This is a genomic window from Micromonospora acroterricola, from assembly GCF_003172955.1.
Taxonomy (GTDB): domain Bacteria; phylum Actinomycetota; class Actinomycetes; order Mycobacteriales; family Micromonosporaceae; genus Micromonospora; species Micromonospora acroterricola.
Window position 1 is genome coordinate 1 of record NZ_QGKR01000346.1, and the last position, 26,170, is coordinate 26,170.

Here is a 26,170-nt window from a genome sequence, read left to right on the forward strand (position 1 = left end):
GCCCACCGCCGGCTCGCCGCCCGGCTGCCCGTTGGGCGCGGGCTGCGAGCCGGCGGTGGGCAGGTCCCGACCGAGCCGGGCGAGCAGCAGCCCGGTCGCCACGCCGGCGGTCACCGCGGAGTCCGCGGCGTGCGGCGGCTCACCGGAGGCGCGTGGCGGCGGCATCCGGCACACCCGGGTCAGCAGTGTCTCCAGCACCGGCGGCGGCAGCCCGGGCAGCAGGTCGCGGACCCGGCCGTCCAGCTCTCCGCGCAGGCGGCCGAGGTCGGTGGCGCGCGGCGGGTGGCCCAGCAGCTCACCGGCCAGCTCGCGCAGCAGCGGCGGCGCCAGCGCGGCCATCCCCAGGCCCACGTCGGCCGGGGCCCGGCGCAGCTCCGTCCGCAGCCGGTCCCGGTCGCCGGAACGCACCCCACGGACGACCCGGCGCAGCAGCTCCTGGGAGTCGTCCAGCCGCTCGTCGGGCTCGTCGGCGGCGCCCTCGCGTCCCCCGGTCAGCTCCGCCACCCGCACCGACCACCAGCGGCGCAGCCGGACCTGCTCGGCGGGCTCCGGCGCCACCGTGGCCGGCCCGCCCACCGGCGGCGCGTCGTGGCGCGGTTCGCGTTGCTGCGTGCGGGGCGGCGGTGCCCCGTCCGCGCCCAGCCCGATCGCGGTCAGATACGCCGACAGCTGCTCCTGCGCCACCCGCAGCGCGTAGCCGGCGGTCTCGGCGTGCTCGGTGGCGGCGGACAGCTCGGGAACACCCATCGGGTTGGCCGACTCCTGCCGGACCCAGCGCAGCCGCTCGGCGGCCAGGCCGAACTTCTCCAGCGCCTGCCCGAGCAGGGCCACCGGGAACTCCTCGCTGGCGGCACGGACCTGCCCACCGACATCCTCGATGATGGACACGGCGGCCTACAGGGTGGCGACGTAGAGCTGCGCCTGCTCCACCGCGACAAGTGTCGCGGCGAGACACTCCTCCAGCTCCTGGCTGGCCTGGGTCAGCGACGCCTGGGCCGCCTCCACCGTCTCGTGCCCGCTGCCCTCCAGCGCGCCGGCCAGGGTCTGCTGCGCCTCGGCCAGCTTCTCGCCGGCGGCCTGCACGGCTGTCTGCCCGTCCCCGATCTGTTGGAGGGCGACATCGATGGCGGCCTTCAGCTCGGCGACGCTCGCCACGGCGGAACCTCCTGGGGGCGGGGGAGATCTCCATTAGAGCCTATCGGCGTCCGTGGGAGAACATCCGCCCTGTCGGTGTTCCTGCCCGGCTGTCCGGTTGTCGCACTGAAGTGCCGGGAGTCCGTTCTGTGGGAGTCCCAGTGCGAGAGCTTCTCAACTGTTGGCCGGGGCGTCACGCAGCCAGCGTGGCCCGTACACCTCGGCTCCCAGGGCGGTGACCCGCTCGCGCAGCTCCCGGTCGGCGGTGACCACCAGCCGGCGGCGCTCGGGCGCGCCCTCCACGAGGTCGACCACCGTGTCGTCGCCGGAGCCGGCTGCGGAGACCACCCGCACGCCGTCGGTGCCGGGCACGCCCCGCGCGGCCCCCTCGACCACCAGTACCACCTCCACCGGGGCGGCCAGCCGGGTCGGCAGCCCGGCCGTGGCCACCGGCGCGAGCGAGTCGCGCAGCCGGGCGGCGGCGCCCGCCCGGTCCCGCCACCACCCGTTGGGGCGGGAGCCCACCACGTTGGCGCCGTCCACGATCAGCAGTGGGGTCTCATCCATGCCGTCAGCCTGCCACCCGCGGCCGGCGGGGGTCGGACGCCACTCCCGGAACGGAGGTGGGCCGCCAGGTGCGGCGTTTGTCGGGACGAGCGCCGGGTAGCCCCTGGCGACCGTGCCGCGCCCGACTGCGGAGGAGACATGATGGGACCCGGTGACTTCGGCTCCGACCCGTGGGATGAGTTCCTGGCCCGGTACTTCGGCCGGGGTGAGGGAGGACGCCGACCTGCGCACCGGGTCGACATCACCCGGCTGATGACGGCCGACGCCCGGGAGATGCTGGCCGACGCGGCCCGGCGGGCGGCGCAACGGCAGAGCAGCGACCTGGACACCGACCATCTCCTCTGGGCGGCGCTGCAACGCGAACCCCTCCGGGACCTGGTACGCCGGGCCGGCGCCGATCCGGACACCCTGCTCAACGCGCTCGGCGGGCGGGGCGACGGCGCGCCGCGCGGGGAGGTGCCCCCCAACCTGTCGTTGACGCCAGCGGCCAAGCGGGCCCTGCTCGACGCCCACCAGCTGTCCCGGGCGATGGGCGCCAATTACATCGGCCCCGAGCACATCCTGATGGCGCTGCCCCTCAACCCGGAGTCGCCGGCCGGGCGGATGCTGGCGGCCGGCCGGATCCAGCCGGAGTCGTTGCAGGCCGCCAACGCCGAGCGCGGGCCGATGAACGGCCCGAAGCCGGACCGGGGCACCCCGACCCTCGACCAGTACGGCCAGGACCTCACCGACCTGGCCCGCGCCGACCAGATCGACCCGGTGATCGGGCGGGCCGACGAGATCGAGCAGGCCGTCGAGATCCTGTCCCGCCGGACGAAGAACAACCCGGTCCTGATCGGCGAGGCCGGCGTGGGCAAGACCGCGATCGTCGAGGGCCTGGCCGAGCGGATCTGCGACGGGGACGTGCCGCAGACCCTGCTCGGCAAGCGGGTGGTCCAGCTCGACCTCGCCGGCCTGGTCGCCGGCACCCGCTACCGGGGTGACTTCGAGGAGCGGCTGAAGAAGGTGATCGACGAGATCCGGGCGCACCGCGACGAGCTGATCATCTTCATGGACGAGATCCACACCCTCGTCGGGGCCGGCGGCGCCGGCAGCGAGGGCGGGATGGACGCGTCCAACATGCTCAAGCCGGCGCTGGCCCGTGGCGAGCTGCGGGTGATCGGCGCGACCACGCTGGACGAGTACCGCAAGAGCATCGAGAAGGACGCCGCGCTGGCCCGGCGCTTCCAGCCGGTGCTGGTGCCCGAGCCCACCATCGACGACACGATCGCGATCCTGCGTGGCCTGCGCGACCGGTACGAGGCGCACCACCAGGTGCGGTTCAGCGACGAGGCGCTGGTCGCCGCCACCGAACTCTCCGACCGGTACGTCACCGACCGGTTCCTGCCGGACAAGGCCATCGACCTCATCGACCAGGCCGGCGCCCGGGTGCGGCTGCGCACCCGCACCCCCGCCTCCGACGTGCGGGAGCTGGAGCAGCAGCTCGACGAGGTACGCCGGGACAAGGAACAGGCCGTCGCCGACGAGCAGTACGAGCGCGCCTCCACGCTGCGCGACCGGATCTCGGAGCTGGAGCAGCAGGTGAGCCGCGCGAACGGCGACGACGGCTCCACCTCGCAGGTGCCGGAGGTGGGCACGCGGGAGATCGCCGAGGTGGTCTCGCGGGCCACCGGCATCCCGGTCAGCCAGCTCACCGAGGAGGAACGCGACCGGCTGCTGCGCCTGGAGGGTCACCTGCACCAGAAGGTGGTCGGCCAGGACGACGCGGTCACCGCGGTCGCCGAGGCGGTCCGCCGCTCCCGCGCCGGGCTGGCCGACCCGAACCGGCCGATGGGCAGCTTCCTGTTCCTCGGCCCGACCGGCGTCGGCAAGACCGAGCTGGCCCGCGCCCTGGCCGAGGCGCTGTTCGGCGAGGCGGACCGGATGGTCCGGGTGGACATGAGCGAGTTCCAGGAGCGGCACACGGTCAGCCGGCTGGTCGGCGCCCCGCCCGGGTACGTCGGCTACGAGGAGGCCGGTCAGCTCACCGAGGCGGTGCGTCGCCGCCCCTACGCCGTGGTGCTGCTCGACGAGATCGAGAAGGCGCACCCGGACGTGTTCAACATCCTGCTCCAGGTGCTCGACGACGGGCGGCTGACCGACAGCCAGGGCCGCACGGTGAACTTCAAGAACACCGTCCTGATCATGACGAGCAACCTCGGCTCCGAGCTGATCACCGGCACGCAGCGCGCCGTGGGCTTCGGCACCGGCGCGCCGGGCAGCGAGCAGGAGAACGACGAGCTGCGCGAGCGTCTGATGCGCCGGCTGCAGGAGAACTTCCGGCCGGAGTTCCTCAACCGGATCGACGAGGTGATCATCTTCCGCCGGCTGGAGGCCGAGCAGCTGCGCCAGATCACCGGGCTGCTTCTGGAGGAGACCCGCCGGCGGCTGCACGCCCAGGACATCCAGGTGGAGTTCACCAGCGCCGGCATCGACTGGCTCGCCGAGCACGGCTACCAGCCGGAGTTCGGCGCCCGCCCGCTGCGCCGGGTCATCCAGCGGGAGGTGGACAACCACCTGTCCCGGATGCTGCTGGAGTCGGCCATGTCGCCCGGGCAGAAGGTCACCGTGGACGCCCGCGAGGGCCAGCTCACCTTCGACGTCGGCGCGGGCGAGCGGGGGTACACCGCCGCCACGACCTCGCACCCGCGATGAGCGGGGCGGCGCGACGACCGGAACCCGAGGAACCGCAGGAGCCCGCGGAGTCCCGGGACGAGGACGACCATCCCGACCCGATCCTGGCGCCACCCACCGCGAACCCCAGGAGGACCCGGGTGCCGCCGGAGGGCCTGCATCCGAAGACCGACGAGGACGACCCGGAGACGTCCGGGCCGCCGCCCGGAGAGGAGACCTGATGGCACGCGAGACTCGGATCGACCCCGAGGTGGAAGTGCTCTGGGAGGACTTCCACGCCGAGGTCAACGTCCCGTCGGCGCAGCTGCGCAGCTGGCTGCTGACCCGGGGCTCCGGTGAGGAGTCGTTCGGGTCGAGCCCGACCCTCGACCTGCCCCAGCCCGGCCGGGAGATCCTCAAGGTGCTGACGAAGCGCAAGGTCGACCTCACCCCGGAGGACATCGAGGTGATGCGGGACGCGGTCGACCGGATCCGCGAGCTGATGGACGCCAAGCCGCCGCGCGGCAACGCCGACAACGAGTGGCGGCACTCGCTGCTCGACCTGGGCCACGACCCCCTCGTCGAACGCTGAGCGGGCACGTCCGACGGTGCCGTCCCGGTAGGGACGGCACCGTCGCGCCGGATTCGGGTCAGGCCTGGTCGGGTTCCAGGCTGCCGATGGTCAGCCCGGCCGCGTCGGCGGCGGCGTCCCGCTCGCCGCGGGTCCGTTCCTCCCGGGTGAGCAGGTTGGCGTACTCGGCGACGTCGGCCGGGCCGGGCACCTCCGGCAGCCGGCGCAGGAACGCCTCCATCTCGCGGGTGGTGGCGGTGTGTGCGGCGGCGGCCTGGCTGAGCAGTTCCCGGTCGCCGGTGCTCGGGTAGAGATCGGTCATGTTCGCCAGATACCCGGCCGACGGCGGTTCGCACCGCCATCGGCCGGGCATTACCGCGCCGCGCCGGCGGGACCGCTCAGCCGGTCACGGTCAGCCGCCACCGCTGGTTGGCCGTGCCGGTGCAGGTCCACTGGACCAGTGGCGCCCCGTCGGCGGTGGAGTTGCCGTTGACGTCCAGGCAGAGCCCGCTGTGCCGGGCCTTGAGGTCGTACACGCCGGTGGTGGCGGTGGGTACCGCCTGCCACTGCTGGCTGGTGGCCGTACCGCAGGTCTGCTGCACGACCTGGGCCCCGGCGGCGGAACCGCCGGTCACCGCCAGGCACTTGCCGCTGTGCGCGGCCCGCAGGGTGACCGCGCCGCCGCCGGCGTCGACCGCCTGCCACCTCTGGTTGGCGCCGCCGGTGGCCGCCCACTGATGCACGACGGCCCCGTCGGCGGTGGACACGCCGTTCACGTCGGCGAGCTTGCCGCTGTGCTGCGCGGTGAGGGTGTACGTCTTCCCGGCGATCCCGGTGGGAGTGGTGCCGACCCCGGCCCCGCCGAAGGTCATCGAGTCCAGGTCGAACGAGTTGTTCTGGCTGGACCGGAAGACCAGGTAGAGCCGGTGGGTGCCGCCGAGCGCCGTCACGTTCACCGCAGGTTGCTGCTGGTAGACGTCCCAGCCGCCGGTGTTCGGCACAGCCTGGGTGGCGAGCAACTGTCCGGTCGGGGAGTCCGCGCGCAGCTCGACGCTGCCGCCCCCGTACGGCGAGGAGACCCGGAGGCTCAGCGTGCTGATCCCCTGGAGGCTCATCGGGTCGAACATGATCCAGTCACCGTTGCTGACGTCGCCGATCCGCTTGCCACTCTCCGCACCGGCCTGCTCGACGACCCGCACCCCGGACTGGCCGGTGAAGAACTCGGCCTGCTTGTGCTTGGGTTGCAGCAGCGCCCGGCCGTACCCGGTGAGCGCCGGCACCCCGTTGGCGCCCCGGTCCTGGTAGCGGGCGTTGAGCACGTAGTACAGGTTCGCGCCGTCGGGGTGCCCGCCGAGCAGGTCGGTGGAGATGGTGCCCGAACAGCCCGGGTAGTCGGTGGTGCCGTGCTCGTGGTCGTCGTGCCCCAACGCCGGGTTGACCAGCACCTTCGTGCAGTCGATCGTGCCGTCCTCCGGGTCGGTGACGGTGACCGTGTACGCCACCTGCTGGCCGAAGTCGAGCATCCCGCCGCTGGGCGGGCCGGTGATCCGCACGGTCGGCGCGGTGTTGCCCACGGTGATCGGTACGTTGGCGAAGGCGCTGCGTCCGGTGTTGTCCCGCACGGTCAGCCGGGCGGTGAAGACGCCGTTGACGGTGTAGGTGTGCGTCGGGTTGGTCGCGGTGGAGTCCGTGCTGCCGTTGCCGTCGAAGTCCCAGGCGTACGTGATGGTGTTGCCCGGGTCCGGGTCGGCGGAGCCGGCGCTGGAGAACTGCACGGTCAACGGGGCCCGGCCGTTGGTCGGGGTGCCGGCGGCCTTCGCCAGTGGGGCCCGTCCGCCGCTGACGTAGTCGATGCGGTAGAGCCCGGAGTCGTTGTTGCCGCCGCCGAAGTTGGAGCCCCACTCCAGCAGGTACAGCGCGCCGTCGGGGCCGAAGCGCAAATCCATCGGCTTGACGAAGTTTCCGCCCGGTAGGAACGGGTTGATCTTCACGAGCGACCCGGCCGCGTCGAAGTGGATCTCCTTGAGGTAGTTCCGCGACCACTCGTAGAAGAAGTGGACCCCGTCGTAGTACGCGGGGAACTTCGTTGGCGACGGGTTGGCGGCGTTGTACCGGTATACCGGGCCGCCCATCGGGGCCGCCCCGCCGGAGCCCATCTCCGGGAACTGCGGCGACGCCCCGTAGCCGTACCAGATCTGCGGCTGCACCAGCGGCGGCAGCGTGCTCAGGCCGGTGTTGTTGGGGGAGTTGTTGACCGGGTTGGCGCAGTCGAACTTCGCCCCCACCACCCCGGTGTCCGGGTTGTAGGGCGCGTACGGCTGGTTGTTGCCGTGGCAGAACGGCCAACCGTAGTTGCCGGCCTGCCTGATCACGTTCAGCTCGACGAGCCCCTCCGGGCCGCGCTCGGTGGTCGGCCCACCTCGGTCCGGCCCGTAGTCGGCCAGGTTGACCCAGCCCGACACCGGATCGACGGAGAAGCGGAACGGGTTGCGGAAGCCCATGGCGTAGATCTCCGGTCGGGTCTTCGCGGTGCCCGGCGCGAAGAGATTCCCGCTGGGCACGGTGTACGTTCCGCCCGGCTCCGGGTGGATGCGCAGCAGTTTTCCGCGCAGGTCGTTGGTGTTACCGGCCGAGCGGGCCGCGTCCAGGAAGCTCTTGCCCGGCCTCCAGTCCAGCGGCGCGTAGCCCTGCCAGGCCGGGTCGTAGTTCGGCGGACTGTCGTCGCCGGTGGACAGGTAGAGGTTGCCGCCCGGCCCGAAGGCCAGGTACCCGCCGGTGTGCCCCGGCTCGGGGAAGCTGCGGTCCCGGTAGGCCGGCACGTCCAGCAGCACCTTCTCGCTGCTGGTGTCGAGGGTGTCGCCGCTGATGGTGAACCGGGACAGGCGGTTGACGTCGGTCGGGCTGGCCTGCGGCGAGTGGTACAGGTAGATCCAGCCGTTGCTGGCGAAGTTAGGGTCCAGCGCCATGCCGACCAGGCCGTCCTCGCCGCCGGTGTAGACCGGCAACGTGCCTGCGGTGACCGTGCTGCTGGTGGACGGTTTGAAGATCTTCACCTGGCCGGCGCGCTGGACGTAGAAGACCCGCCCGTCGGCCGCCACGTCGACCGCCATCGGGTCGACGGTGTTCTGGTCCAGTGACACCTTCTCGAAGTTGCCCCAGACGGTGCCGCCGCAGTCGCCGGCGGCCACCCCGGCGGCCCACTGCACGCCACCCAGCACGTGCTGACGGAAGAACGGCTCGGCGTAGGACGCCTTGGCGTGCCCCATCGCGGTGGTCCACACCCGGGCCCCGCCGACCTGCCGGCACCAGGAGATCGGGTGGTCGGCGCCCATCGCGCTGCCGCCCGGGTTGTAGGTGCGCTCGTCGGCGGTGAGCAGCACGTGCACGTCACCGCGGGGGTTCCTGTCGAAGTTGTACCACTCCTCGCTGCGTTGCCACCGGTCCGGTAACCCGACGGTCGACGGGTGCACCCGGTCCGCGACGTGCGCGGTGCCGGCCAGCACCCCGGGGGAGTGCTCGGGCATGTGCGCACCGGCGTTGACCAGGTCGTCCCACCAGGGGAAGGAGCCCTCAATGCCCATGTCGGTGGCGTTGTGGATGGCCGCGATCCCGCCGCCGGCCGCGACGTAGCTCTGCAACGCCTGGCGTTGGGCGTCGGTGTCCCACACCATGCCGGAGGTTTGGAACATCACCACCACGTCGAAGGTGGCCAGGTTGGCCGGGGTGAAGACGGCGGAGTCCTCCGAGTGCACCACGGTGAAGCCGTGCTGCGCGGCGAGGTCGGAGAACATCGCGACGCCGTCCGGAATGGAGTCGTGCCGGTAGCCGGCCGTCTCGGAGAACACCAGCGCGCGGAACGGGGCCGCGGCGGTGGCCGGGGCGGCCGGAGTGATCAGCAGGGACAGCAGCAGGGTGGACAGGGCGCCCAGTACGAGGTGTCGGCGGCGCATGCCGGCTCCCTTCCTCGAATGCGGAAATGGCCGCCCGGCGGGCCGGGCGGAGGGGTTGCGACGCGCCGCCGAATGGGTTCCCCCGCGCTCGCCGGTGGTGTCGGCCGGCCGGCCGGCACCACCCTCTGCTCTGCCGCCACCCTCCGCGTTTAATCGATACATGTCAACGTGTGGTGCAGAGAATGTGAAATCACGAAATGTGTCATGGGATATGGCGACATGGCGCGCCGAACCGTCGGCGGATGGCCATCCGGCGGTGCGCGCGGGCCCGGTGCTGTTGACTTGTCGGGCGGACGCCGCCGCCCGGTCGAGACCTAGCGGGCGTTCGCCGCCGCCGCCCGGTCGAGCAGGTCCCGCAGGAAGGCCAGCCCGGCGGTGGCGAGCTGGTCCTGGCTCGGCGCCAGCGGCCGCCAGATCGCCGCCGCGGTAGCGATGGTGCGGTTCTCCGCCGTGAACGACTCGATGCACAGCGGCCCGGTGTAGCCGACGCCGCGCAGCGCCTCCACGATGCCCGGCCAGTCCAGGTGGTCGTTGCCCGGCGCGCCCCGGTCGTTGGCACAGACCTGCACGTGCGCCAGCGCGTCGCCGGCGGTGCGGATCGCGGCCGGGATGTCGCGTTCCTCGATGTTCATGTGGAAGGTGTCCAGCGCGATGCCCAGGCCGCGGATGCCGTCGACCACCTCCAGGGTCTGCTCGGCGGTGTTCAACAGGCTCGTCTCGAACCGGTTCAGCGGCTCCAGGGCGAGAGTGACGCGCTGCCCGGCCGCCTCCTCGCCCAGCGGCGTCAACCGCTCGCGCAGCCGGCGCACGGTCGCCGCCCGGGCGTCGCGGTCCAGCAGCCAGGTCCGCCCGACCGGCGCGTACATCGGACCGGCCACCACGCCGGCGCCGACCCGGGCCGCGGCCCGCACGCAGTACCGCAGGTAGTCCGCGGTCCGCTCGACCACCTCGCGATCATCGGTGGTCAGGTCCCGCCCCGGCGGCATCACCGCGCAGACGGTCGCGGTCAGACCGAGCCCGGCCAGCAGATCCGCGGTGCGATCCGGGTCCCAGTCGCCCGGCGACTCGATCGGCAGCTCGATGGCGTCGAAGCCCCAGCCGCAGATCCGCGGGGCCAACTCGGCCAGCCGCGCGTCGGTCAGGGGCGAGACCCAGATCCAGGTGTTCGCGCCGAGGGGGTGCACGCTGCGCTCCTCACAGGTCGTCGGTGCCGGTCCACCGCCGGCGTGCGCCCACACCGGACGGGCCCACGCCGGCGGCGGCGGTCACTGGTTGCCGCCCCAGTTCTGCGGGAAGCCGGGCATCTGCTCGCAGCCGCAAAGGGCGTAGTGCAGCGGCGGCAGCTGCGGCAGCAGGTACCGGGAGAGGTTGTCCTGGGTGATGGTCGGCTGCGGCAGCACCCACTCCTTGGGCACCTGCTTGCCGGCCAGGATGTCCAGCGCCGCGATGATCGGGGTACGCCACTGGTACGTGGGGTAGGTCGGGGCGACGGCGGTCAGCTTCTTGTCCTGCCAGAGCCGCAGGAAGTCCTGCTGGTCCTCGCCAGTGATCGCCGGCACCTGCTGACCGGCGTCCTCGAACGCCTCGGCTGCCGCGACGGAGGTGGCCCCGGCGTCCATCCAGACGCCGTCGATGCTGCCGTAGCGCTCCAGGTAGTCGTTGACGATGGTCTTCACCTTGGCCGCGTCGCCGTCGGTGAACTCCACCCCGACCACGTCCACGTCCGACTTGTCGAAGATCACCTTGGCGGCCGACCAGCGGGTCTCCAACACGTCGACGCCGGGCAGGATCCGCAGCGCGAGGATCTTGCCGTCCTTCTTGACCTTGCTGGTGAGGAACTCGGCGGCGGTGGCGCCGAAGGCGTACCCGCCGATGGGGTGGATGAAGGTCACCGGGCAGGTGGTGTTCACCCCGCGATCGAAGACGATCACCGGCAGGTTGGCCTGGCAGGCCTTCTCCACCGCCGGGGTGAGCGCGGCCGTGGTGTTCGGCGAGACGATCAGCGCGCTGCACTTCTTGCTGGCCAGCAGACCGTCGATGTCGCTGATCTGCTTGTCGTCCTTGCCCTCGGCGTCCACCGCGGTCAGCGTGGCGATCTCCGGGTGCAGCTTCGCCTCGGCCTGCATGGTGGTCCAGCCGACCACCCGCCACGGGTTGTTCACCGCGGCGTTGGAGAAGCAGATGGTGTGCCTGCCCGACTTCTTGTGCTTCGCCGTGTCGACGAGCTGCGGGTTGATCGCCTGCATCCACGGCTGGTCGGCGGGCCCGGTGGGCGCGGTGTCACGTTGGGCGATCTGCCGGTCGTAGTCGGCCTGCACGAAGAACGACGACTGCTGCCCCGTGCCGCTGCCGGCGGGACCGTCGTCACCCTCCTCCGGGGCGGTGGAGGTGCAACCGGCGGCGGCGACCAGGACGGCGGCGCCGAGCACGGCGAGTCGGTATCGCATCGGACGTCTCATGGGCTTCTCCTCGCGACAGGTCGGGGCACGGACGTCAGCCGGACCGGCGCAGCCGGTGTGCGGCGTACGCGGCCGCGCCGATGATGATCAGGCCCTGCACCGCGTCACGCAGCGACTTGGCCAGGCCGAGCAGGTTGAGCAGGGTGAACACTGACTGCAGGGTGAGCGCGCCGGCGACGGACGCACCGACGCTTCCGCGCCCCCCGCCGAGCACCGCGCCGCCGAGCACGACGGCGGCGATCGCCTGGAACTCGTAGCCCGCCCCGGCCTCGGCGGTGACCCCGGTGAAGCCGCCGAGCAGGATCCCGGCGACCACCGCCGACAGGCCGGAGATCACGAATGCCGCGGTCCGTACGCGACGGACATCGACCCCGGAGAGCGCGGCAGCCTGCGGATTGCCGCCGGCCGCGTACACCTGGTGTCCGAAGCGGCTGTGCGAGAGCAGCAGCCACAACCCGATCCCGACGGCGGTCAGCGTCAGCACCGCGTACGGCAGTTGACCGAGCCCGGGCAGCTCGACGCCGAAGCGGCCGAACTGGCGGAAGTTGTCGGCCAGCGAGCCCCTCGGGGCGCCGCCGGACCAGAGGAAGACCGCCCCGCTGAGCACCAGCAGCATGCCCAGGGTGGCGATGAACGAGGGCACCCGCAGCCGGGTGGTGACCAGCCCGTTGACCAGCCCGACCAGCGCGCCAGCGGCGAGCAGCAGCGGGATCAGCCACCAGGTGTGGGCCGCGTCGCCGTCGGAGAGCCGCGCGGCCACCACCACCACGGCGGTGACCAGCGCGCCGACCGACAGGTCGAACTCACCGGCGATGATCACGAAGACCTGACCGGCGGCGAGCACGGCGAGGGGCGCGCAGCGGCGCAGGAAGGCGAGGAACGGCGCCGGCTCGACGAAGGTGGGGTTGCGCCAGGCGATCAGCAGGATGACCGCGGCCAGTACCAGCCAGATCGGCGGCACCGCGCGCAGCAGCCGCCGGGCCCTCGGGCCCGCCGGCTCCCCTCGAGGTACGGCCGACGGCTGGGCTCCCGGCGCGGCTGGCGGCCCGGCGGTCGTGGTCATCTCAGAAGCTCCCCTCGTCTCGCCGGCGTATTGCGTAGAGCGCCACCGCGCCGACGATGATCACGCCCCGGATCAGCGTCTTGAGGAAGGCGTTCACCTCGAACTCGTTGAAGACCTGGTCGATCACGGCGAGGATCAGCACGCCGGCCAGGGTGCCGGTCACGGCGCCCCGGCCGCCGGCGAGCGCGGTGCCGCCGACGACGGCGGCGGCGATCGACTCCAGGTCGTAGCCGCCGTCCGGGCCGACCCACGGCGCGCCCGAGCGCAGCCGGCTGACCAGGAACAGCCCGGTGAGGACGGCGGTCAGGCTGCACAGCACGTGCGCCAGCACCACGGTCCGGTCGGTGCGTACCCCGGAGAGCCGGGCCACCTCGGCGTTGCCGCCGACGGCGTAGAGGTGGTAGCCGAACCGGGTGCGGCGCAGCACGTACCAGGCCAGCCCGACCACCACGAGCAGCAGGATCACCGCCACCGGCACCGGCCCGAGCGCGTTGTAGCCCAACGCCTGGAACTGCCGGGGGACCGAGCCGGTGAAGTTGGTGAACAGCGCGTTGAGCACCCCGCTCATCACCAGCGAGGTGCCCAGCGTGGCGATGAACGCGTTCACCCGCAGCCCGGTGATGATCAGCCCGTTGACCAGGCCGATCAGCGCGCCGATGGCGAGCGTCACCACGATGCCGAGGACCATCCGGTCGGGGTCGCCCTGCATGACGAACGAGGCTCCGACGGCGGTCACACTGACCAGGTACGCCACCGACAGGTCCAGCGAGCCACCGATCAGCACGATGGTCTGTCCGACCGCCACCAGGCCCAGCGCGACCGAGCGGACGGCCATGTTCTGCAGGTTGTCCACCGTCATGAACTGGCCGCCGTTCAGCTCGACCAGCAGCCAGGCGACGGCGAACACCCCGCCGAAGACGAGCCAGACCGGCGCGCTGGAGGCGGCGGCGGTGTCGCGGGTCAACCCCAGCGGTCGCAGCCGTCCGGGCATCGTGTCGGCGATCATGCGGTACCGCCCTCCCTGCTCGCCCCGGCCGCGGCCCCGGTCCGGTCGGGCTCCCCGGTGGCCAGCAGCATGATCTCGGCCTCGCTCGCGCCGGCCGGCAGTTCACCGGCGACGGTGCCCTGGCGCAGCACCACGATCCGGTCGGCCATCCCGATCACCTCGGGCAGCTCGGAGGAGATCATCAGGATGGCTGCGCCCGCGTCGGCCAGCTCCCGCATCAACTCGTGGATGCTGGCCTTGGCGCCGACGTCGATGCCCCGGGTCGGCTCGTCGAAGATCAGCACCCGGGCACCGGTCGCCAGCCACCGGGCCAGCACCACCTTCTGCTGGTTGCCGCCGGAGAGGTAGCGCACCTCCCGGTCGGTGCCACCACGCAACCGCACCCGGTCCAGCAGGTCGGCCAGGGCGACCCGGCGGGCGGCGCCGCGCCCCAGCGATCGGGCGGCCAGCAGCGTGTTGTCGCGTACCGACCGTTGCAGCACCAGCCCCTCGCTCTTGCGATCCTCGGTGAGGAGGCCGATGCCGCGGCGGATGGCGTGCCGGGGTGAGCGCAGCCGGCGGGCCCGCCCGTCGACGGTCAGGCTGCCGGCGGTCATCCGGGTCGCGCCGAACAGCAGCCGCGCCAGCTCGGTACGACCGGAGCCGGCCAGCCCGGCCAGCCCGACGATCTCGCCGGCGCGCAGGTCCAGGTCGACGTCGTGCAGCAGGCCGGCGCCGGCGCCCCGGACGGCGAGTCGGACCGGACCGATCCGCCCCGGCGCGGCCCGGGGCGGGTAGTAGTGGTCCAGTTCCCGGCCGACCATCAGGTGCACCAGGCGGCGGGTGTTCACCTCGGCGGTCTCCACCGTGTCCACCCGGCGGCCGTCCTTGAGCACCGTGATCCGGTCGGTGAGGTCGAAGACCTCCCGCAGTCGGTGCGAGATGTACAGCACGGTCAGCCCGTCGGCGCGCAGCCGGCGGATCCGGTCGAACAAAGCGTCCACCTCGTGCGGGCTGAGCGCGGCGGTCGGCTCGTCGAGCACCAGCACCCGTGGCTCGAAGGAGAGCGCCTTGGCGATCTCCACGAGCTGTTGCCGCGCCACCGGCAGCCGACCGACCAGACTGCGCGGGGAGATCACGTCCTCGGCGCCCAGGGCGGCCAGCAGCCGGGTGGCGGCCTGGTCCATGGCGGCCCGGTCCACGCCGAACCGGCGCCGGGGCTCCCGGCCGAGGAAGATGTTCTCCGCGACGGTGCGTTCGGGGAGCAGGGTGAGTTCCTGGTGGACGATGCTCACCCCGGCGGCCAGCGCCTGCCGTGGGTGGTGGAAACGCACCGGCGCGCCGTTCAGCTCGATCCGTCCGGCGTCGGGTTGGTGCACCCCGACCAGGATCTTCATCAGGGTGGACTTGCCGGCGCCGTTCTCGCCCATCACCGCGTGGATCTCACCGGCCCGGCACTCCAGGCGTACGTCGTCGAGGACCGTCACGCCGAAGAACCGCTTGCTGATGCCGTACATGCCGAGCACGACCGGGTCGGGCGGGCGAGGGTCAGCGGTCATCCGGTCACCTCAACGGATCGACGACTGTGACATCGAACCCTAGGCATGTGATGGCGAACGTGTAAAGCAGAAGTTAAGCTCGCTCCCACTAAACTTTTGCAGGTCTGACCAAAAGTTGCGGGCCGTCCGGTACAAGGTGGACGGTCGGCGGAGAGGTCACGCCGACCCCTACGGTTGATCGCGGTCAGACCCCGCTGGGCTGCCGGACTCCGAACCCGGGATTGCGCAGCAGCCAGGCCAGATAGCTGGGATGCGGGGCGAGGGAGTCGGTGTACGCCGACTTGGCCGTCTCCAGCACCACCTCGGCCCCCTGCGCGGCGGGGGAGTCCGGGTGCCAGCCCAGCAGCAGCCGCCAGCGCAGCGGTATCCCGGCCAGCCGCCGCGTGACCAGCCCGGCCACCGAGCGGAACGTCGCCTGGCACAGGGCCACCGCCTCGCCGGCGTCCACCAGGTCGACGCAGCCGCGCACGTCGGTCTCGTACACCTTGCGGGGAGTGAAGCCGGCGCGGGCGCAGGCGGCGGCGAAGCAGTCGCCGAAGCAGCCGTCGCCCGGCGCGGCCACCCACTGCTCGTGGCGCAGGTCGACCAGGCGCACCTCGTCGCTATCCGCGAGGGGGTGGGTCTCCGGCAGCAGCACCAGCACCGGGTCGACGGCGACCTCGCGCCAGCTCAGCCCGAACTCGGCCGACGGGACGGCGTCGCCGCAGACGCCGGTCAGCGCGAAGTCCAGCCGCCCGCCGGCCACCAGCTGCGCCAACTCGTCCACCGACCAGGAGGCGTAGGTGGTGATCTGGGCCGGCGGCTGCTCGGCGGCCAGCCGGTGCACCAGCCGCCCCAGGATCGGGCTGTTCACCCCGCCGAACCGGTACCAGCGGGGGACCTCGCCGGCGCCGGCCAGCCGGGCCGCCTCGTCCTGGAGGCCCTTCATCGCCGGCAGCAGCACCCGGGCCCGGGCCAGCACCAGCTCACCGAGCGCGGTGGGTCGGGCGCCGCGCCGGTCCCGGTCGAACAGCGGCCCGCCCAGCGTCCGCTCGATCCGCTGGAGCTGGGCGGTGAGCGCCGGCTGGGCCAGGCCGAGCGCCGACGCCGCCTTGGTCACGCTCCCCGTCTCCGCGATCGCGCAGACCACCCGTAGGTGTCGCAGCTCCAGGTTCATACGGTGACGGTAGGACCACGCCGCAGCCGGCGGAAGGGCCCGGACGGATCGGTGAGATTGAATGCATCGGTGGGTGTCGCCGCTCCTCAGTCGCGCGGCGGCTCCGGCAGGTCCGCCAGGTACGTCGGCCGGCGGGTCACCGCGTCGCGCACCTTGTCCACCACCCCCACCGCCGGCTCGACGATCCGGTTCCACGGCGGGGTGGCCGGAGTGCCCGGGTGCGGTCGGGTCGGCGCCGCCTCCTCGGCGATCTCCAGCCGGTTGCCGAGCCGGATCAGCTCCTCCTCCGTGGCGACCGCGCGCAGCTCGGCGACGAGCGCGCCGACCCCGTCGACGTGCCGGCGGACCCGCTCGGCGACGTCGGTCAGCGTCTCGTCGCTGAGCGACTTGAGTGCGGCCAGCAGCCCGGCGTCGGCGTTGATCTCGGCGTCCACCCGCCCGGCCGCGTCGGGCAGCGCGGCGCGTACCGCCGGCAGCAGGTACTGCTCCTCCGCCGAGAGGTGCCGCGACAGCGCGGCGGTGAGCACCGCGTACCCCTCCTGCGGTGTGGCGTCCGGGCCGGTCAACTGCGCCAGCAACGCCAGCAGCTGCTGGTGCTCCCGGTCCACGATGTCGGCGATGCTGAGCCCACCGGGCCGGTAGCCCTCCTCGGGAGCGGGCGGCAGCGGCGGCAGGGGAACGACGGACATGGTGCCCTCCTCGACTGGCGGGCGGAAGCGCCGGCAGGGGATGTGCGGTCGCGGCGGCGGTACCCGAACCTCCGAGCGGCGAAACCGTCGACCGGATCCGCCGGCCTGAATGCCTGGTCCACCGCGCCCGGTGCGCCGGCCCGCCGGCCGGCTCGGGCTGGTATGAAGAGGCGATGACGAGCGACGCCCCCTCCGGCCGACCGGACCCCACCGCAGAGGTCGTGGACCTCTGCCGCGACCTGCTGCGCATCGACACCACCAACACGGGCGACAACGACACCAGCGTCGGCGAGCGCCGCGCGGCCGAGTACGTGGCGGAGAAGCTCGCCGAGGTGGGCGTGGAGTCCGTGCTGCGCGAGTCCGCGCCCGGCCGCGCCAACGTGGTGGCCCGCATCCCCGGCACCGACCCGAGCAGGGGAGCGCTGCTGGTGCACGGCCACCTGGACGTGGTGCCCGCCGACGCCGACGAGTGGTCGGTGCACCCCTTCTCCGGCGAGCTGCGCGACGGCTACCTGTGGGGCCGGGGCGCGATCGACATGAAGGACTTCGACGCGATGGTGCTCGCCGTGGTGCGGCACTGGCAGCGCACCGGCGTCCGGCCCCCGCGCGACATCGTGCTGGCGTACACCGCCGACGAGGAGGCGGGCAGCGACTACGGCGCGCGCTTCCTGGTCGAGCGGCACCGGGAGCTGTTCGACGGCTGCACCGAGGCGATCGGTGAGGTCGGCGGCTTCTCCTACTCGGTCAACGACAGCCAGCGGCTCTACCTCATCGAGACCGCCGAGAAGGGCATCGACTGGCTGCGGCTGCACGCCAAGGGCCGCCCCGGGCACGGCTCGATGGTGCACGACGACAACGCGGTCACCGCGCTCGCCGAGGCGGTGGCCCGCGTCGGCCGGCACCGCTTCCCGGTCGTGGTCACCGACACCGTGCGGGCCTTCCTGGAGGAGGTGTCCGACCTGCTCGGCGTCGAGCTGGACCCGGAGGACCCGGAGACGGCCATCGCCAAGCTCGGCCCGATCGCCAACATCATCGGCGCGACCATCCGCAACACGGCCAACCCGACCCGGTTGAACGCCGGCTACAAGGACAACGTCATCCCCGGCCGGGCCACCGCCACGATCGACTGCCGCAGCCTGCCCGGGCAGTCCGAGCTGCTGGAGCGGCAGCTGCGCGAGCTGGTCGGCCCGGACATCGCGATCGAGTACATCCAGCGGCAGCCGGCGCTGGAGACCACCTTCGACGGCGACCTGGTCGAGGCCATGTCGGCGGCGCTGCGCGCCGAGGACCCGGGCGCCCGACCCGTGCCGTACATGCTCTCCGGCGGCACCGACGCGAAGGCGTTCTCACAGCTCGGCATCCGCTGCTTCGGGTTCGCCCCGCTGCGGCTGCCCGCCGACCTGAACTTCTCCGCGTTGTTCCACGGCATCGACGAGCGGGTTCCGGTCGACGGACTACAGTTCGGCGTGCGGGTTCTCGACCGGTTCCTCCGCACCTGCTAGCCGTGTCCGTTAGCTGCACCCGGCTCGGACCCTCCCCATCGTGAAGGGACTGCCCCACATGACCGACCAGCACGGTGAGCTGGACGCCGCTCTCGAGCGGGTGATCGAAGCGGCCCGCCACCACCTGGCCGCCGTACGCGCCGCCCAGGGCCGCGTCGACGACGACGACGTCTGGCAGGCGTACGTGGCGTTGAACAACGCGTCCTACGCCTACGACGAGCGGCTGCTCGACGCCTTCGGTGAGGTGACGCCGTGGGACGTCGACTCGATCGACCCGGACGAGGCCGACGAGCGCTTCGGCGGGGCCGAGGGCGCCGAGGCCAGCGACCCGCACCCCCGGGTGATCTCGGTGCGCCAGCGCCGCGACTACCGGGTGCCGAGCATCTCCGCGCTGCTGCGGGTGGCCGAGGTGGCCCGTCGCGAGGGCACCCCGGAGGACGACGAGCCGGCGCCGGTGGAGGGTGTCGGCGAGGCGGTGCTGGAGCTGCTGCAGAGCGGCGACGGCTCGCTCGGCGCGTTGGACGTCCCCGAGCTGGAGCCGCTCGACGGGGTGGTGATGGTCAGCGAGGTGGGCACCCCGGTCGACCTGGAGTCGTTCGACGACGACGACGCGGTCGGCCCGTTCCAGCCGGCGGCCGACGACCGGCTGGTCGGTCGGCTCGACGAGCACCCGTTCCTGGAGCTCGACGACGACCACGACCACGCCGGGCACCAGCACTAGGCCGTGTGACGCCCGGGGCCCGACCGATCATGGACGGGCCCCGGGCGTCGCGCCGCCCGACCCGACCGGCGTCAGTACGACAGGCCCGGCTGCGGCTGGTTGGCCCGTCGCCGGCGCAGCACCACCTGTCGGGTGCCGTCCCGGAACAGCCGCACCCGGGCCAACTCCCACCCGGAGAACTCCGCCTGGATCGCCAACTGCGCCGCGGCGGTCAACCGATCGACGTTCGGCGGCAGCCGCAGCGGCGCGTATTCGTAGTCCATGCCATCCATGCTGCCCAGCCCAGCGGCCGTTCGCCACCCCCTGCGGGGTGACCAACGCCGCTGCCGTGCGTGGTTCGTGCCGCCCTGGGCGCCGCTGCCTGATCCTGCCGCGCGTGGCGCTACCCGGTCGGGGCGTTCGCCGTGAGCAGGGCGGCCAGCGCCGGCGCGGCCAGGGTGACCGCCCGGGCGCTGCCCGCGTCCACCGCCAGCCCCCACGACTCATCCGGCCAGTCCTCGAGCAGCTCGGCGCAGGGCAGCGCGACGAACGGCACCCCGTCCCCGGCGAACGCGGCCAGGGCCTGAGGGGTGGTGAAGACCGGCAGCAGCGGCGCTCCCGTCGCATCGCCGACCACCGTCCACGGGACCTCGCCGTCGGCTGCCGGTTCCCCGGCCAGCGGCACGCACACCATGGCGCCGGCCGGCACGCCGAGGTATCCGGGCAGGTCGCGTCGGTTGGCGGCGGCAGCGAGCAGCGCCACGACCGCCGGCTCCGTCAGCTCCGCCGGCTCCGCCACCACCGCCGGCTCCGTCGGCGCCGCCCCGGCGGTGGCCGGCCGCACCGCCGAGGCGGCCGGTGGCACGGGTCGGCAGGAGAGCGCACCCGGGTCGTCGGTCAGCACCTCGGCGGCGGTACGGGCCACCATCATGCTGAGCCGGTCCATCTGCTCCGGGCTGCGCGGCGACTCGTACCACCACTGCGCGTCGCCGGCCGGGCGGCGCCAGCCGAGCACGGCCAGGCGTGCCTCGTCGTAGCCAGGGCAGAGCACCCGAACCACGTCGCGGCGAACCAGCAGCCGGATCCCCCGCCCGGCGGCGGTGAGCTCCAGGTCGGTGTCGCGGTCGCAGCGGGCGACGGTGTCCCGTAGCCGCTCGACGATCTCCGGCCAGCTCGGCGAGGTCATGCCGGCGAACCCGGCAGGCGGTCGTCCAGCCGCCCGAGCCGGCCGATGGTCTCCTCCAGGCGACCCAGCGCCGAGAAGTCACCGGGTCTGCCGAACAGGTCGGTCAGGCCCGCGCCGAGCTCGACGTCCAAGCCCTCGGTGCGCTCCTCGACCCGCTCGGTGGCCGCCGCGCGGGCCCGCCGGTACGCGTCGAGCACCAGCTCCGCCAACCCGTCGGTGCCGGCATGCAGCGCGGCGGGCGCGAGGTCGAGGCCGGTGAGCACGCCGGTGGCGTCGACGGTCGCCGAGACCAGGCCGCTCTCGTCGCTCGCGGTGCCGGACAGTTCGGCCAGGTCGTCGCCCAGGCCCGCGAACCGGCGTTCGATGTCGGCGATCCGTCCGGCGAGCGCGTCGAACGCGGACATCGGGTCAGCCATGAGATTCCTCCCCCGTGGACCGTGCACCGGGGTGGTGCCCGGCGGTCGGGGAATCGTATCGTCGGTGCGCTGAACACACGGGGGAGGAACGGCATGGCGCCGGACATCGATGTCGACGTGCACGCGATCCGTCGACTGGAGACAGCCGCCAAGCAGGTTGCCAGCTCGCTGGCCGCGCTGGAGAGTCAGATCGTCTCGGCCGGCGACGTGCCGTCGGACGCCTTCGGTCATCTGCCGTTCGCCAGCGACATGCTCCGCGCCAAGTACGCCGAGCAGGTCAACGGTGGCGTGGAGCTGTTCGGCGCCGCCAACGCCGCGTTCGGCCGGGTCGCCAGCGCACTGTCCGACACGGTCGAGACGTACGAACGCAACGAGCAGGACCTCGACGGCGGGTTCAAGGCCATCCAGGCGGGGCTGCCCGGATGAGCGGGCCGGCAGGCAGCGCCGTCCAGCTGTGGAACGGCCTCGACAACGCGCTCTCCGGCGTGGAGGACGCGGTCGACAGCGTCTGCCGGACCCTCGCCTGGCCACTCATCCAACTCGTCGACATGGTCGACGGCGAGCCCGCCGTGCTGCGCGCCAAGGCCGCCGAGTGGGACGCGCTGGCCGGGCAGGTGCGCGACCTGGCGCAGGGGCACCGCGGCGTCCGCGAGGCCGCGCAGCCCGGGTGGCGCTCGCCCGCCGGCGAGGCGTACGGCCAGCGGCTGGCCGAGGTGGAACAGCAACTGCTCGACGTCGCCGAGCAGTTCGCGGCGACCGCGGAGTATCTGCGCAGCGTCGCCGACGGTCTGCAGACAGTGCACGACGTGCTCGTCGACCTCTGCGTCGAATTCGTGAACTTCCTGCTGGTCACGCTGGTGACGGCGTTGCTGATGGCGCCGTTCACCGCCGGGGCGTCCTGGGCGGCCGGCCTGGGTGTCGCCGTGACCAGGGGCCTGATCGTGCTCACCCGGATGTTGAAGGTCATCCGGCCGCTGGCGACGCACCTGCAGAAGGTCATCCGCCTGCTCCAGCGGGTCATGCTCTACCTGCGCAAGCTGCGCGCCCACCTCGACAAGCTCGTCGACATGCAGAAGAAGCTGCGCACCGGCCAGAAGTACGCCGACAAGCGGAGCGCCGCCGGCAAGGCCGACAAGTGGCACCACAAGTTCCTCGACCCGGCGAAGGGCACCTACAAGCTGGGCAAGTCCGGTTCGCCGTTCGACATGGGCGCCCTCGACCGCGCCGCCGCGCTGCGGGCGCACGGCATGGCCGACGGCGCCCGGGTGATTGCCCGCGACTGGGCGACCAACCTGCCGTGGAACGTGCCGAACTCGGTCGTGCACGGCGTCACCTGGGGGACCGTCGCGCTCACCAGCGGCCTCTCCGTTCCCGGCAGCGACCAGGTCGGCGACCAGATCGGCCAGGCGGTGCAGGGCGGTGCCGACTGGGTCGACCAGAATGTCTTCGGGCAGCCGCCGGCAGATCAGCCGGCGGGGCGTTAGGCCGCTCCAGGAGGTAACACGTGACGTCAGGGGAGCGGGGTCGGCTCGGCCGGTTCACCGACGCGGTGCTCGGCGGCGCGCGGGCCGCCCGGGACAAGGCCCGCGAGCTGCGCGACGAGTTCCGCACCAGCGACGACCCCGAGCGTGCCCTCGTCGCGCCGCTGCTGCCCGGGCAGGAGATCCGCTACGTCGGGTTGGCGCCGGTACGGGCGCACGAGCTGCACCGGGTGGGCAGCCAGTTCGCCGACACCATGACCGACGCCGTGGCCGAGTCGCTGGAGCCCCGGGCCCTGTTCGGGCTGCTCAACATCGTCAACCCGGTGGTCTGGGTGGACGCCGTGCTGACGCCGGTGCGGATCGCCGCCGGCGTCCTGCTGCTCCCCGGCAAGGCCGCCGCGTTGGCCGGCGGAGTCGCGGACGCCGCCGAGCCGGACGCCAACCTGCCGGCGCCGCGCCAGGGCGCCGAGCCGCGCCAACCGCTGCCGTTGACCCCCGAGCAGGAGGCGTTCCGGGCGTTGTTCCGGCTCAGCCAGTACCGCCCGCTGGCCGACCAGCTCGCCGAGATCGCCTACCGGCGCCGGTACGTCTTCAGCGGTGAGCTGGCCAGCCTCGCCGGTAGTCTGCTGCTCTTCCTGGAGCGCTACACCGGCACCCCGCTGGTGGTGACCGACACGCACCTGCACCTGCTGCGGATGGGTCGTCGACCGGACGAGGGTCGGCCGGACCGCCGGCAGCCCCGCGTCCTGTGGAGCGTGGAGCGTCAGCGGGTGACCCGCATCGACTGCGACCACGGCGCCGCGCGGCTCATGCAGTTCCCGGCCACCATCGGGTTCGACGACGGGTCCTGGATCCGGATCGTCAACCCGGCGACCCGCGACGACCAGTCCCGTTTCCTCGCCGCCGTGCGCGACATCCCGGGCCAGCGGCCGGCGATCTGAGGCGGACCGGCCGCGGGGTGGCTGCTAGCCGTCCCGCTCCGGGTAGCCCACCGGCACCGCGGAGACGTCGTCCAGGGCGGTGGTGATCTCGTCGGGCAGGGTGATCCGCTCCACCTGGAGCGCGCCGAGCAGCTGCCCGACCGTGCGGGCGCCGAGGATCGGCGCGGTCACCCCCGGCCGGTCCCGGATCCAGGCCAGCGCCACCTCCAACGGCGACACGCCCAGGCCGCCGGCCGCGGTCGCCACCGCCTCCACGATGCTGGAGCAGCGCGGCTCCAGGTACGTCGCCACGAACCGCTCGAAGTGCGGCGACGCGGCCCGGGAGTCCGCCGGACGGCCGTGCCGGTACTTGCCGGTGAGCACCCCCCGGCCCAGCGGCGACCAGGGCAGCACGCCGAGGCCGAGCGCGTCGCACGCGGGCAGCACCTCCCGCTCCACGCCCCGCTCCAACAACGAGTACTCGACCTGGGACGCGACCACCGGCGCCCGGCCCGGCCAGGCGGTCTGCCAGGCGGCGGCCCGCGCGGTCTGCCAGCCGGAGAAGTTCGACACCCCGACATAGCGGACTCGGCCGCTGGCCACCGCGTGGTCCAGCGCGGCCAGGGTCTCCTCCAGCGGGGTGTCCGGGTCGTACCCGTGCAACTGGAACAGGTCCACGTGGTCGGTGCCGAGCCGGCGCAGCGACGCGTCGAGGGTGCGCAGCAGGTGCCCGCGGGAGCCGTCGCGGCGCCGGCCGCTGCCCGGGCGCAACCCCGCCTTCGTGGCGATCAGCAGATCCTCACGGGGAACGAGGGTGCCCAGCAGCGAGCCGATCACCGACTCGGCGTCCCCGTCGCCGTACACGTCGGCGGTGTCGATCAGATTGCCGCCCGCGTCCAGGTAACTCTTCAGCTGGGCGGCCGCATCGTCGGCGTCGGTGTCCCGGCCCCACGTCATGGTGCCGAGCGCGAGCCGGGAAACCGCCAGCCCGCTTCGGCCGAGCGGTCGCTGTTGCATGGGTGAACCTTATTTCGAACCCGCCGCCACGGATATCCTCGCTCCCGTCATCTCTGCCGGTTCTGCCGGTTCCGCCGGCGGTGGCTACCCCGGCGGACGGGGATCATAGGGGGCGAGCCGGTGATCGGGGCCGTAATCGGCATTGCGTAACCTGGTGCGACCTGTGCCACGGATGGGGGAGGACCAGTGCGACTCGGGCTCAGCCTCGGATACCAGACGGCGTGGAGCACGCCAGCAGACCACCTGGCGCTGGCCCAGGAAGCGGACCGCCTCGGCTACTCGGTGGTGTGGGCGGCCGAGGCCTACGGCTCCGACTCGCCCAGCATGCTCGCCTGGATGGCCGGCCAGACCGAACGGATCGACGTCGGCGCCGCGGTGATGCAGATCCCCGCCCGCACGCCGGCCGCCACCGCGATGACCGCGGCCACCATCGACGCGCTCTCCGGCGGCCGCTTCCGGCTCGGCCTGGGCGTCTCCGGCCCGCAGGTCTCCGAGGGCTGGCACGGGGTGCGCTTCGCCAAGCCCCTGGCCCGGACCCGCGAGTTCGTCGACATCGTCAAGCTGGCCATCGCCCGCAAGGAGGTGGCGTACGACGGCGAGCACTACACGCTGCCGCTGCCCGACGGCCCCGGCAAGGCGCTGCGGCTGGGCTTCCACCCACCCCGCGAGCACATCCCGATCTACCTGGCCGCGGTGGGCCCGAAGAACCTGGAGCTGGCCGGCGAGATCGCCGACGGCTGGCTGGCCGTGTTCTACGCCCCGGAGTTCGCCGACGAGCAGCTCGCCTCGGTCCGCGCCGGGCGGGCCAAGGTCGGCAAGGAGCTCGCCGGCTTCGACGTGGTCCCCTCGGTGCCGGTGGTGGTCGGCGACGACGTGGCGTCCTGCGCCGAGCTGGTCCGCTGGTACGCCGCGCTCTACGTCGGCGGGATGGGCAGCCGGCAGCAGAACTTCTACAACCAGCTCGCCACCCGCATGGGCTACGGCGACGCCGCCCGCGAGGTGCAGGACCTGTACCTGGCCAAGCGGCAGCGCGACGCGGCCGCCGCGGTGCCGATGGAGTTCATCGACCGCACCTCGCTGCTCGGCCCGAAGGAACGCATCGCCGAGCGGATGCGGGAGTACGCCGCCGCCGGCGTCACCACGCTGTCGGTGAGCCTGTTCGTGGCCGACCGGGACAGCGGCGTGCAGACCCTGCGTACCGTCGCCGAGGCGCTCGACCTTTCGGGAGTCGGGGAGTGACCTGGGTCGAGGCCATCGTCCTGGGCATCGTCCAGGGACTGACCGAGTTCCTACCGGTCAGCTCGTCGGGCCATCTGCGGATCACCTCGGCGATCTTCTTCGACCGCGACGCGGGCGCGTCGTTCACCGCGGTCACCCAGCTCGGCACCGAGGCCGCCGTGCTGATCTACTTCGCGAAGGACATCTGGCGGATCACCCGGACCTGGCTGGTCGGCTTGCGGGACAAGTCGGTCCGCTCCAGCCTCGACTACCGGATGGGCTGGTACGTCATCGTCGGCTCGATCCCGATCGGGCTGTTCGGCTTCGTGTTCAAGGACCAGATCAAGACCGCGGGGCGCAACCTGTGGGTCGTGGCGACCACGCTGATCGTCTTCGCGTTCGTGCTGGCGTTCGCCGAGTACTGGGGGCGGCAGACCCGCACCCTGGAGAACTTCCGCATGAAGGACGGCGTGGTGATGGGCTTCGCCCAGGCCATGGCGCTGATCCCCGGGGTGTCCCGCTCCGGGGGCACGCTCACCGCCGGTCTGCTGCTCAACCTGACCCGGGAGGCGGCGGCGCGGTACTCGTTCCTGCTGGCAATCCCGGCGGTGGTGATGTCCGGCGTGTTCAGCCTCGGTGACGTCTTCGAACCGTCCGCCCCGGGCACGTCCGTGCCGTCCATGGCCCAGATGATCGTGGCGACGGTGATCGCCTTCGGTATCGGTTACGCGGCCATCGCCTGGCTGCTGCGCTACGTCGCCCACCACACCCTGTACGTCTTCGTGCTGTACCGGGTCGCGCTGGGCACCCTGGTCCTCGCCCTGCTGATGACCGGCGCCATCGAGGCCACCTGACCGACCGATCCGTCGACGGCCCCCACCACCGCCCTCCGGGCGCAGGCGGGGGCCGTCGACGGATCGGTCGGTCAGGTGGCCTCGATGGCGC

26 protein-coding genes are annotated in these 26,170 nt (G+C 72.8%); 10 read left to right on the forward strand and 16 right to left on the reverse strand.

Annotation, left to right across the window (positions count from 1 at the left end; genetic code table 11):
* From DKT68_RS29065 to DKT68_RS29075, 3 genes are all read right to left on the reverse strand, one after another.
* The coding region (locus DKT68_RS29065; protein WP_109820571.1) for a hypothetical protein at window positions 1–888 on the reverse strand (888 nt) is incomplete at its 3' end.
* A 6-nt stretch (window positions 889–894) separates the two neighbouring features.
* Window positions 895–1,155: a hypothetical protein gene (locus tag DKT68_RS29070; protein ID WP_030504016.1), complete on the reverse strand. Its 261-nt coding sequence runs from the start codon at window positions 1,153–1,155 to the stop codon at window positions 895–897.
* Between the two features lie 153 nt (window positions 1,156–1,308).
* Window positions 1,309–1,701 carry a PIN domain-containing protein gene (locus DKT68_RS29075; protein WP_201749235.1) on the reverse strand — a complete coding sequence of 131 codons (393 nt, stop codon included), beginning with the start codon at window positions 1,699–1,701 and terminating at the stop codon, window positions 1,309–1,311.
* A gap of 138 nt (window positions 1,702–1,839) precedes the next feature.
* Here DKT68_RS29075 and DKT68_RS29080 point away from each other — a divergent pair, with 138 nt between their 5' ends.
* Genes DKT68_RS29080 through DKT68_RS29090 form a run of 3 tightly spaced genes read left to right on the forward strand, consistent with a single transcriptional unit; the run spans window position 1,840 to window position 4,945 of the window.
* Complete coding sequence (locus DKT68_RS29080; protein WP_109820572.1) at window positions 1,840–4,395, forward strand: ATP-dependent Clp protease ATP-binding subunit; 2,556 nt, start codon at window positions 1,840–1,842, stop codon at window positions 4,393–4,395.
* On the forward strand, window positions 4,392–4,595 hold the full coding sequence (locus DKT68_RS29085; RefSeq protein WP_109820573.1) for a hypothetical protein: 204 nt from the start codon (window positions 4,392–4,394) through the stop codon (window positions 4,593–4,595). The genes DKT68_RS29080 and DKT68_RS29085 overlap by 4 nt, the downstream gene beginning before the upstream one ends.
* The gene (locus DKT68_RS29090; RefSeq protein WP_109820574.1) at window positions 4,595–4,945 is read left to right on the forward strand and encodes a DUF3140 domain-containing protein; all 351 of its coding nucleotides are present in this window, start codon (window positions 4,595–4,597) and stop codon (window positions 4,943–4,945) included. Before DKT68_RS29085 ends, DKT68_RS29090 begins: the two co-directional genes overlap by 1 nt.
* Before the next feature lie 58 nt (window positions 4,946–5,003).
* Here DKT68_RS29090 and DKT68_RS29095 read toward each other — a convergent pair whose 3' ends face one another.
* The 9 genes from DKT68_RS29095 to DKT68_RS29135 form a co-directional block, all read right to left on the reverse strand.
* A complete protein-coding gene (locus DKT68_RS29095) occupies window positions 5,004–5,246 on the reverse strand; it encodes a hypothetical protein (RefSeq protein WP_109820575.1) in 243 nt (80 codons plus the stop codon).
* A 76-nt stretch (window positions 5,247–5,322) separates the two neighbouring features.
* A complete protein-coding gene (locus tag DKT68_RS29100; RefSeq protein WP_109820576.1) occupies window positions 5,323–8,874 on the reverse strand; it encodes a ThuA domain-containing protein in 3,552 nt (1,183 codons plus the stop codon).
* Window positions 8,875–9,188: 314 nt separating this feature from the next.
* On the reverse strand, window positions 9,189–10,058 hold the full coding sequence (locus DKT68_RS29105; RefSeq protein ID WP_109820577.1) for a sugar phosphate isomerase/epimerase family protein: 870 nt from the start codon (window positions 10,056–10,058) through the stop codon (window positions 9,189–9,191).
* Between the two features lie 81 nt (window positions 10,059–10,139).
* Window positions 10,140–11,333: an ABC transporter substrate-binding protein gene (locus DKT68_RS29110; protein WP_236647124.1), complete on the reverse strand. Its 1,194-nt coding sequence runs from the start codon at window positions 11,331–11,333 to the stop codon at window positions 10,140–10,142.
* 34 nt (window positions 11,334–11,367) lie between these two features.
* The gene (locus DKT68_RS29115; protein WP_109820579.1) at window positions 11,368–12,396 is read right to left on the reverse strand and encodes an ABC transporter permease; all 1,029 of its coding nucleotides are present in this window, start codon (window positions 12,394–12,396) and stop codon (window positions 11,368–11,370) included.
* Window position 12,397: 1 nt separating this feature from the next.
* Window positions 12,398–13,402: an ABC transporter permease gene (locus DKT68_RS29120; protein ID WP_109820580.1), complete on the reverse strand. Its 1,005-nt coding sequence runs from the start codon at window positions 13,400–13,402 to the stop codon at window positions 12,398–12,400.
* Window positions 13,399–14,940: a sugar ABC transporter ATP-binding protein gene (locus tag DKT68_RS29125; RefSeq protein WP_109820581.1), complete on the reverse strand. Its 1,542-nt coding sequence runs from the start codon at window positions 14,938–14,940 to the stop codon at window positions 13,399–13,401. The genes DKT68_RS29120 and DKT68_RS29125 overlap by 4 nt, the downstream gene beginning before the upstream one ends.
* Window positions 14,941–15,124: 184 nt before the next feature.
* On the reverse strand, window positions 15,125–16,096 hold the full coding sequence (locus DKT68_RS29130) for a LysR family transcriptional regulator (RefSeq protein ID WP_109820582.1): 972 nt from the start codon (window positions 16,094–16,096) through the stop codon (window positions 15,125–15,127).
* Window positions 16,097–16,182: 86 nt separating this feature from the next.
* Window positions 16,183–16,785, reverse strand: a complete 603-nt coding sequence (locus DKT68_RS29135) for a hemerythrin domain-containing protein (RefSeq protein WP_109820583.1) — start codon at window positions 16,783–16,785, stop codon at window positions 16,183–16,185.
* A 173-nt stretch (window positions 16,786–16,958) separates the two neighbouring features.
* Between DKT68_RS29135 and DKT68_RS29140 the strand changes: the two genes are divergently transcribed.
* Window positions 16,959–18,287 carry a M20/M25/M40 family metallo-hydrolase gene (locus DKT68_RS29140; protein ID WP_109820584.1) on the forward strand — a complete coding sequence of 443 codons (1,329 nt, stop codon included), beginning with the start codon at window positions 16,959–16,961 and terminating at the stop codon, window positions 18,285–18,287.
* A 58-nt stretch (window positions 18,288–18,345) separates the two neighbouring features.
* A complete protein-coding gene (locus DKT68_RS29145; RefSeq protein WP_109820585.1) occupies window positions 18,346–19,008 on the forward strand; it encodes a hypothetical protein in 663 nt (220 codons plus the stop codon).
* Window positions 19,009–19,079: 71 nt separating this feature from the next.
* On the opposite strand, the gene DKT68_RS29150 is transcribed toward DKT68_RS29145, so the two are convergent.
* The 3 genes from DKT68_RS29150 to DKT68_RS29160 form a co-directional block, all read right to left on the reverse strand.
* Window positions 19,080–19,271, reverse strand: coding sequence for a DUF5703 family protein (locus tag DKT68_RS29150; RefSeq protein ID WP_089021145.1), 192 nt, complete (start codon window positions 19,269–19,271; stop codon window positions 19,080–19,082).
* A gap of 119 nt (window positions 19,272–19,390) precedes the next feature.
* A complete protein-coding gene (locus DKT68_RS29155) occupies window positions 19,391–20,173 on the reverse strand; it encodes an SseB family protein (protein WP_109820586.1) in 783 nt (260 codons plus the stop codon).
* The gene (locus tag DKT68_RS29160) at window positions 20,170–20,589 is read right to left on the reverse strand and encodes a YbaB/EbfC family nucleoid-associated protein (RefSeq protein ID WP_109820587.1); all 420 of its coding nucleotides are present in this window, start codon (window positions 20,587–20,589) and stop codon (window positions 20,170–20,172) included. Before DKT68_RS29160 ends, DKT68_RS29155 begins: the two co-directional genes overlap by 4 nt.
* Before the next feature lie 93 nt (window positions 20,590–20,682).
* Between DKT68_RS29160 and DKT68_RS29165 the strand changes: the two genes are divergently transcribed.
* From DKT68_RS29165 to DKT68_RS29175, 3 genes are read left to right on the forward strand one after another with little or no spacing between them, the layout of a single operon-like run.
* Complete coding sequence (locus DKT68_RS29165) at window positions 20,683–21,015, forward strand: hypothetical protein (RefSeq protein WP_109820588.1); 333 nt, start codon at window positions 20,683–20,685, stop codon at window positions 21,013–21,015.
* A complete protein-coding gene (locus tag DKT68_RS29170; RefSeq protein ID WP_109820589.1) occupies window positions 21,012–22,073 on the forward strand; it encodes a WXG100 family type VII secretion target in 1,062 nt (353 codons plus the stop codon). Before DKT68_RS29165 ends, DKT68_RS29170 begins: the two co-directional genes overlap by 4 nt.
* A 20-nt stretch (window positions 22,074–22,093) precedes the next feature.
* Window positions 22,094–23,011 (forward strand): hypothetical protein, encoded by a 918-nt coding sequence (locus DKT68_RS29175; protein ID WP_109820590.1) that lies wholly within the window; start codon window positions 22,094–22,096, stop codon window positions 23,009–23,011.
* Window positions 23,012–23,035: 24 nt separating this feature from the next.
* On the opposite strand, the gene DKT68_RS29180 is transcribed toward DKT68_RS29175, so the two are convergent.
* Window positions 23,036–24,007, reverse strand: coding sequence for an aldo/keto reductase (locus DKT68_RS29180; RefSeq protein WP_109820591.1), 972 nt, complete (start codon window positions 24,005–24,007; stop codon window positions 23,036–23,038).
* A 186-nt stretch (window positions 24,008–24,193) separates the two neighbouring features.
* On the opposite strand from DKT68_RS29180, the gene DKT68_RS29185 reads away from it, so the two are divergent.
* Window positions 24,194–25,246, forward strand: a complete 1,053-nt coding sequence (locus DKT68_RS29185) for an LLM class F420-dependent oxidoreductase (RefSeq protein WP_109820592.1) — start codon at window positions 24,194–24,196, stop codon at window positions 25,244–25,246.
* On the forward strand, window positions 25,243–26,079 hold the full coding sequence (locus DKT68_RS29190; protein ID WP_109820593.1) for an undecaprenyl-diphosphate phosphatase: 837 nt from the start codon (window positions 25,243–25,245) through the stop codon (window positions 26,077–26,079). The genes DKT68_RS29185 and DKT68_RS29190 overlap by 4 nt, the downstream gene beginning before the upstream one ends.
* The last annotated feature ends 91 nt before the right edge of the window (window positions 26,080–26,170 follow it).

Bases quoted from the DNA above. Each gene is read 5' to 3' on its own strand.
- DKT68_RS29095 (WP_109820575.1), bottom strand. From the start codon at position 5,246: ATGACCGATCTCTACCCGAGCACCGGCGACCGGGAACTGCTCAGCCAG.
- DKT68_RS29125 (WP_109820581.1), bottom strand. From the start codon at position 14,940: ATGACCGCTGACCCTCGCCCGCCCGACCCGGTCGTGCTCGGCATGTAC.
- DKT68_RS29145 (WP_109820585.1), top strand. From the start codon at position 18,346: ATGACCGACCAGCACGGTGAGCTGGACGCCGCTCTCGAGCGGGTGATC.
- DKT68_RS29165 (WP_109820588.1), top strand. From the start codon at position 20,683: ATGGCGCCGGACATCGATGTCGACGTGCACGCGATCCGTCGACTGGAG.
- DKT68_RS29100 (WP_109820576.1), bottom strand. From the start codon at position 8,874: ATGCGCCGCCGACACCTCGTACTGGGCGCCCTGTCCACCCTGCTGCTG.
- DKT68_RS29135 (WP_109820583.1), bottom strand. From the start codon at position 16,785: ATGTCCGTCGTTCCCCTGCCGCCGCTGCCGCCCGCTCCCGAGGAGGGC.
- DKT68_RS29085 (WP_109820573.1), top strand. From the start codon at position 4,392: ATGAGCGGGGCGGCGCGACGACCGGAACCCGAGGAACCGCAGGAGCCC.
- DKT68_RS29110 (WP_236647124.1), bottom strand. From the start codon at position 11,333: ATGAGACGTCCGATGCGATACCGACTCGCCGTGCTCGGCGCCGCCGTC.
- DKT68_RS29180 (WP_109820591.1), bottom strand. From the start codon at position 24,007: ATGCAACAGCGACCGCTCGGCCGAAGCGGGCTGGCGGTTTCCCGGCTC.
- DKT68_RS29130 (WP_109820582.1), bottom strand. From the start codon at position 16,096: ATGAACCTGGAGCTGCGACACCTACGGGTGGTCTGCGCGATCGCGGAG.
- DKT68_RS29080 (WP_109820572.1), top strand. From the start codon at position 1,840: ATGATGGGACCCGGTGACTTCGGCTCCGACCCGTGGGATGAGTTCCTG.
- DKT68_RS29160 (WP_109820587.1), bottom strand. From the start codon at position 20,589: ATGGCTGACCCGATGTCCGCGTTCGACGCGCTCGCCGGACGGATCGCC.
- DKT68_RS29150 (WP_089021145.1), bottom strand. From the start codon at position 19,271: ATGGACTACGAATACGCGCCGCTGCGGCTGCCGCCGAACGTCGATCGG.
- DKT68_RS29170 (WP_109820589.1), top strand. From the start codon at position 21,012: ATGAGCGGGCCGGCAGGCAGCGCCGTCCAGCTGTGGAACGGCCTCGAC.
- DKT68_RS29155 (WP_109820586.1), bottom strand. From the start codon at position 20,173: ATGACCTCGCCGAGCTGGCCGGAGATCGTCGAGCGGCTACGGGACACC.
- DKT68_RS29075 (WP_201749235.1), bottom strand. From the start codon at position 1,701: ATGGATGAGACCCCACTGCTGATCGTGGACGGCGCCAACGTGGTGGGC.
- DKT68_RS29140 (WP_109820584.1), top strand. From the start codon at position 16,959: ATGACGAGCGACGCCCCCTCCGGCCGACCGGACCCCACCGCAGAGGTC.
- DKT68_RS29090 (WP_109820574.1), top strand. From the start codon at position 4,595: ATGGCACGCGAGACTCGGATCGACCCCGAGGTGGAAGTGCTCTGGGAG.
- DKT68_RS29115 (WP_109820579.1), bottom strand. From the start codon at position 12,396: ATGACCACGACCGCCGGGCCGCCAGCCGCGCCGGGAGCCCAGCCGTCG.
- DKT68_RS29120 (WP_109820580.1), bottom strand. From the start codon at position 13,402: ATGATCGCCGACACGATGCCCGGACGGCTGCGACCGCTGGGGTTGACC.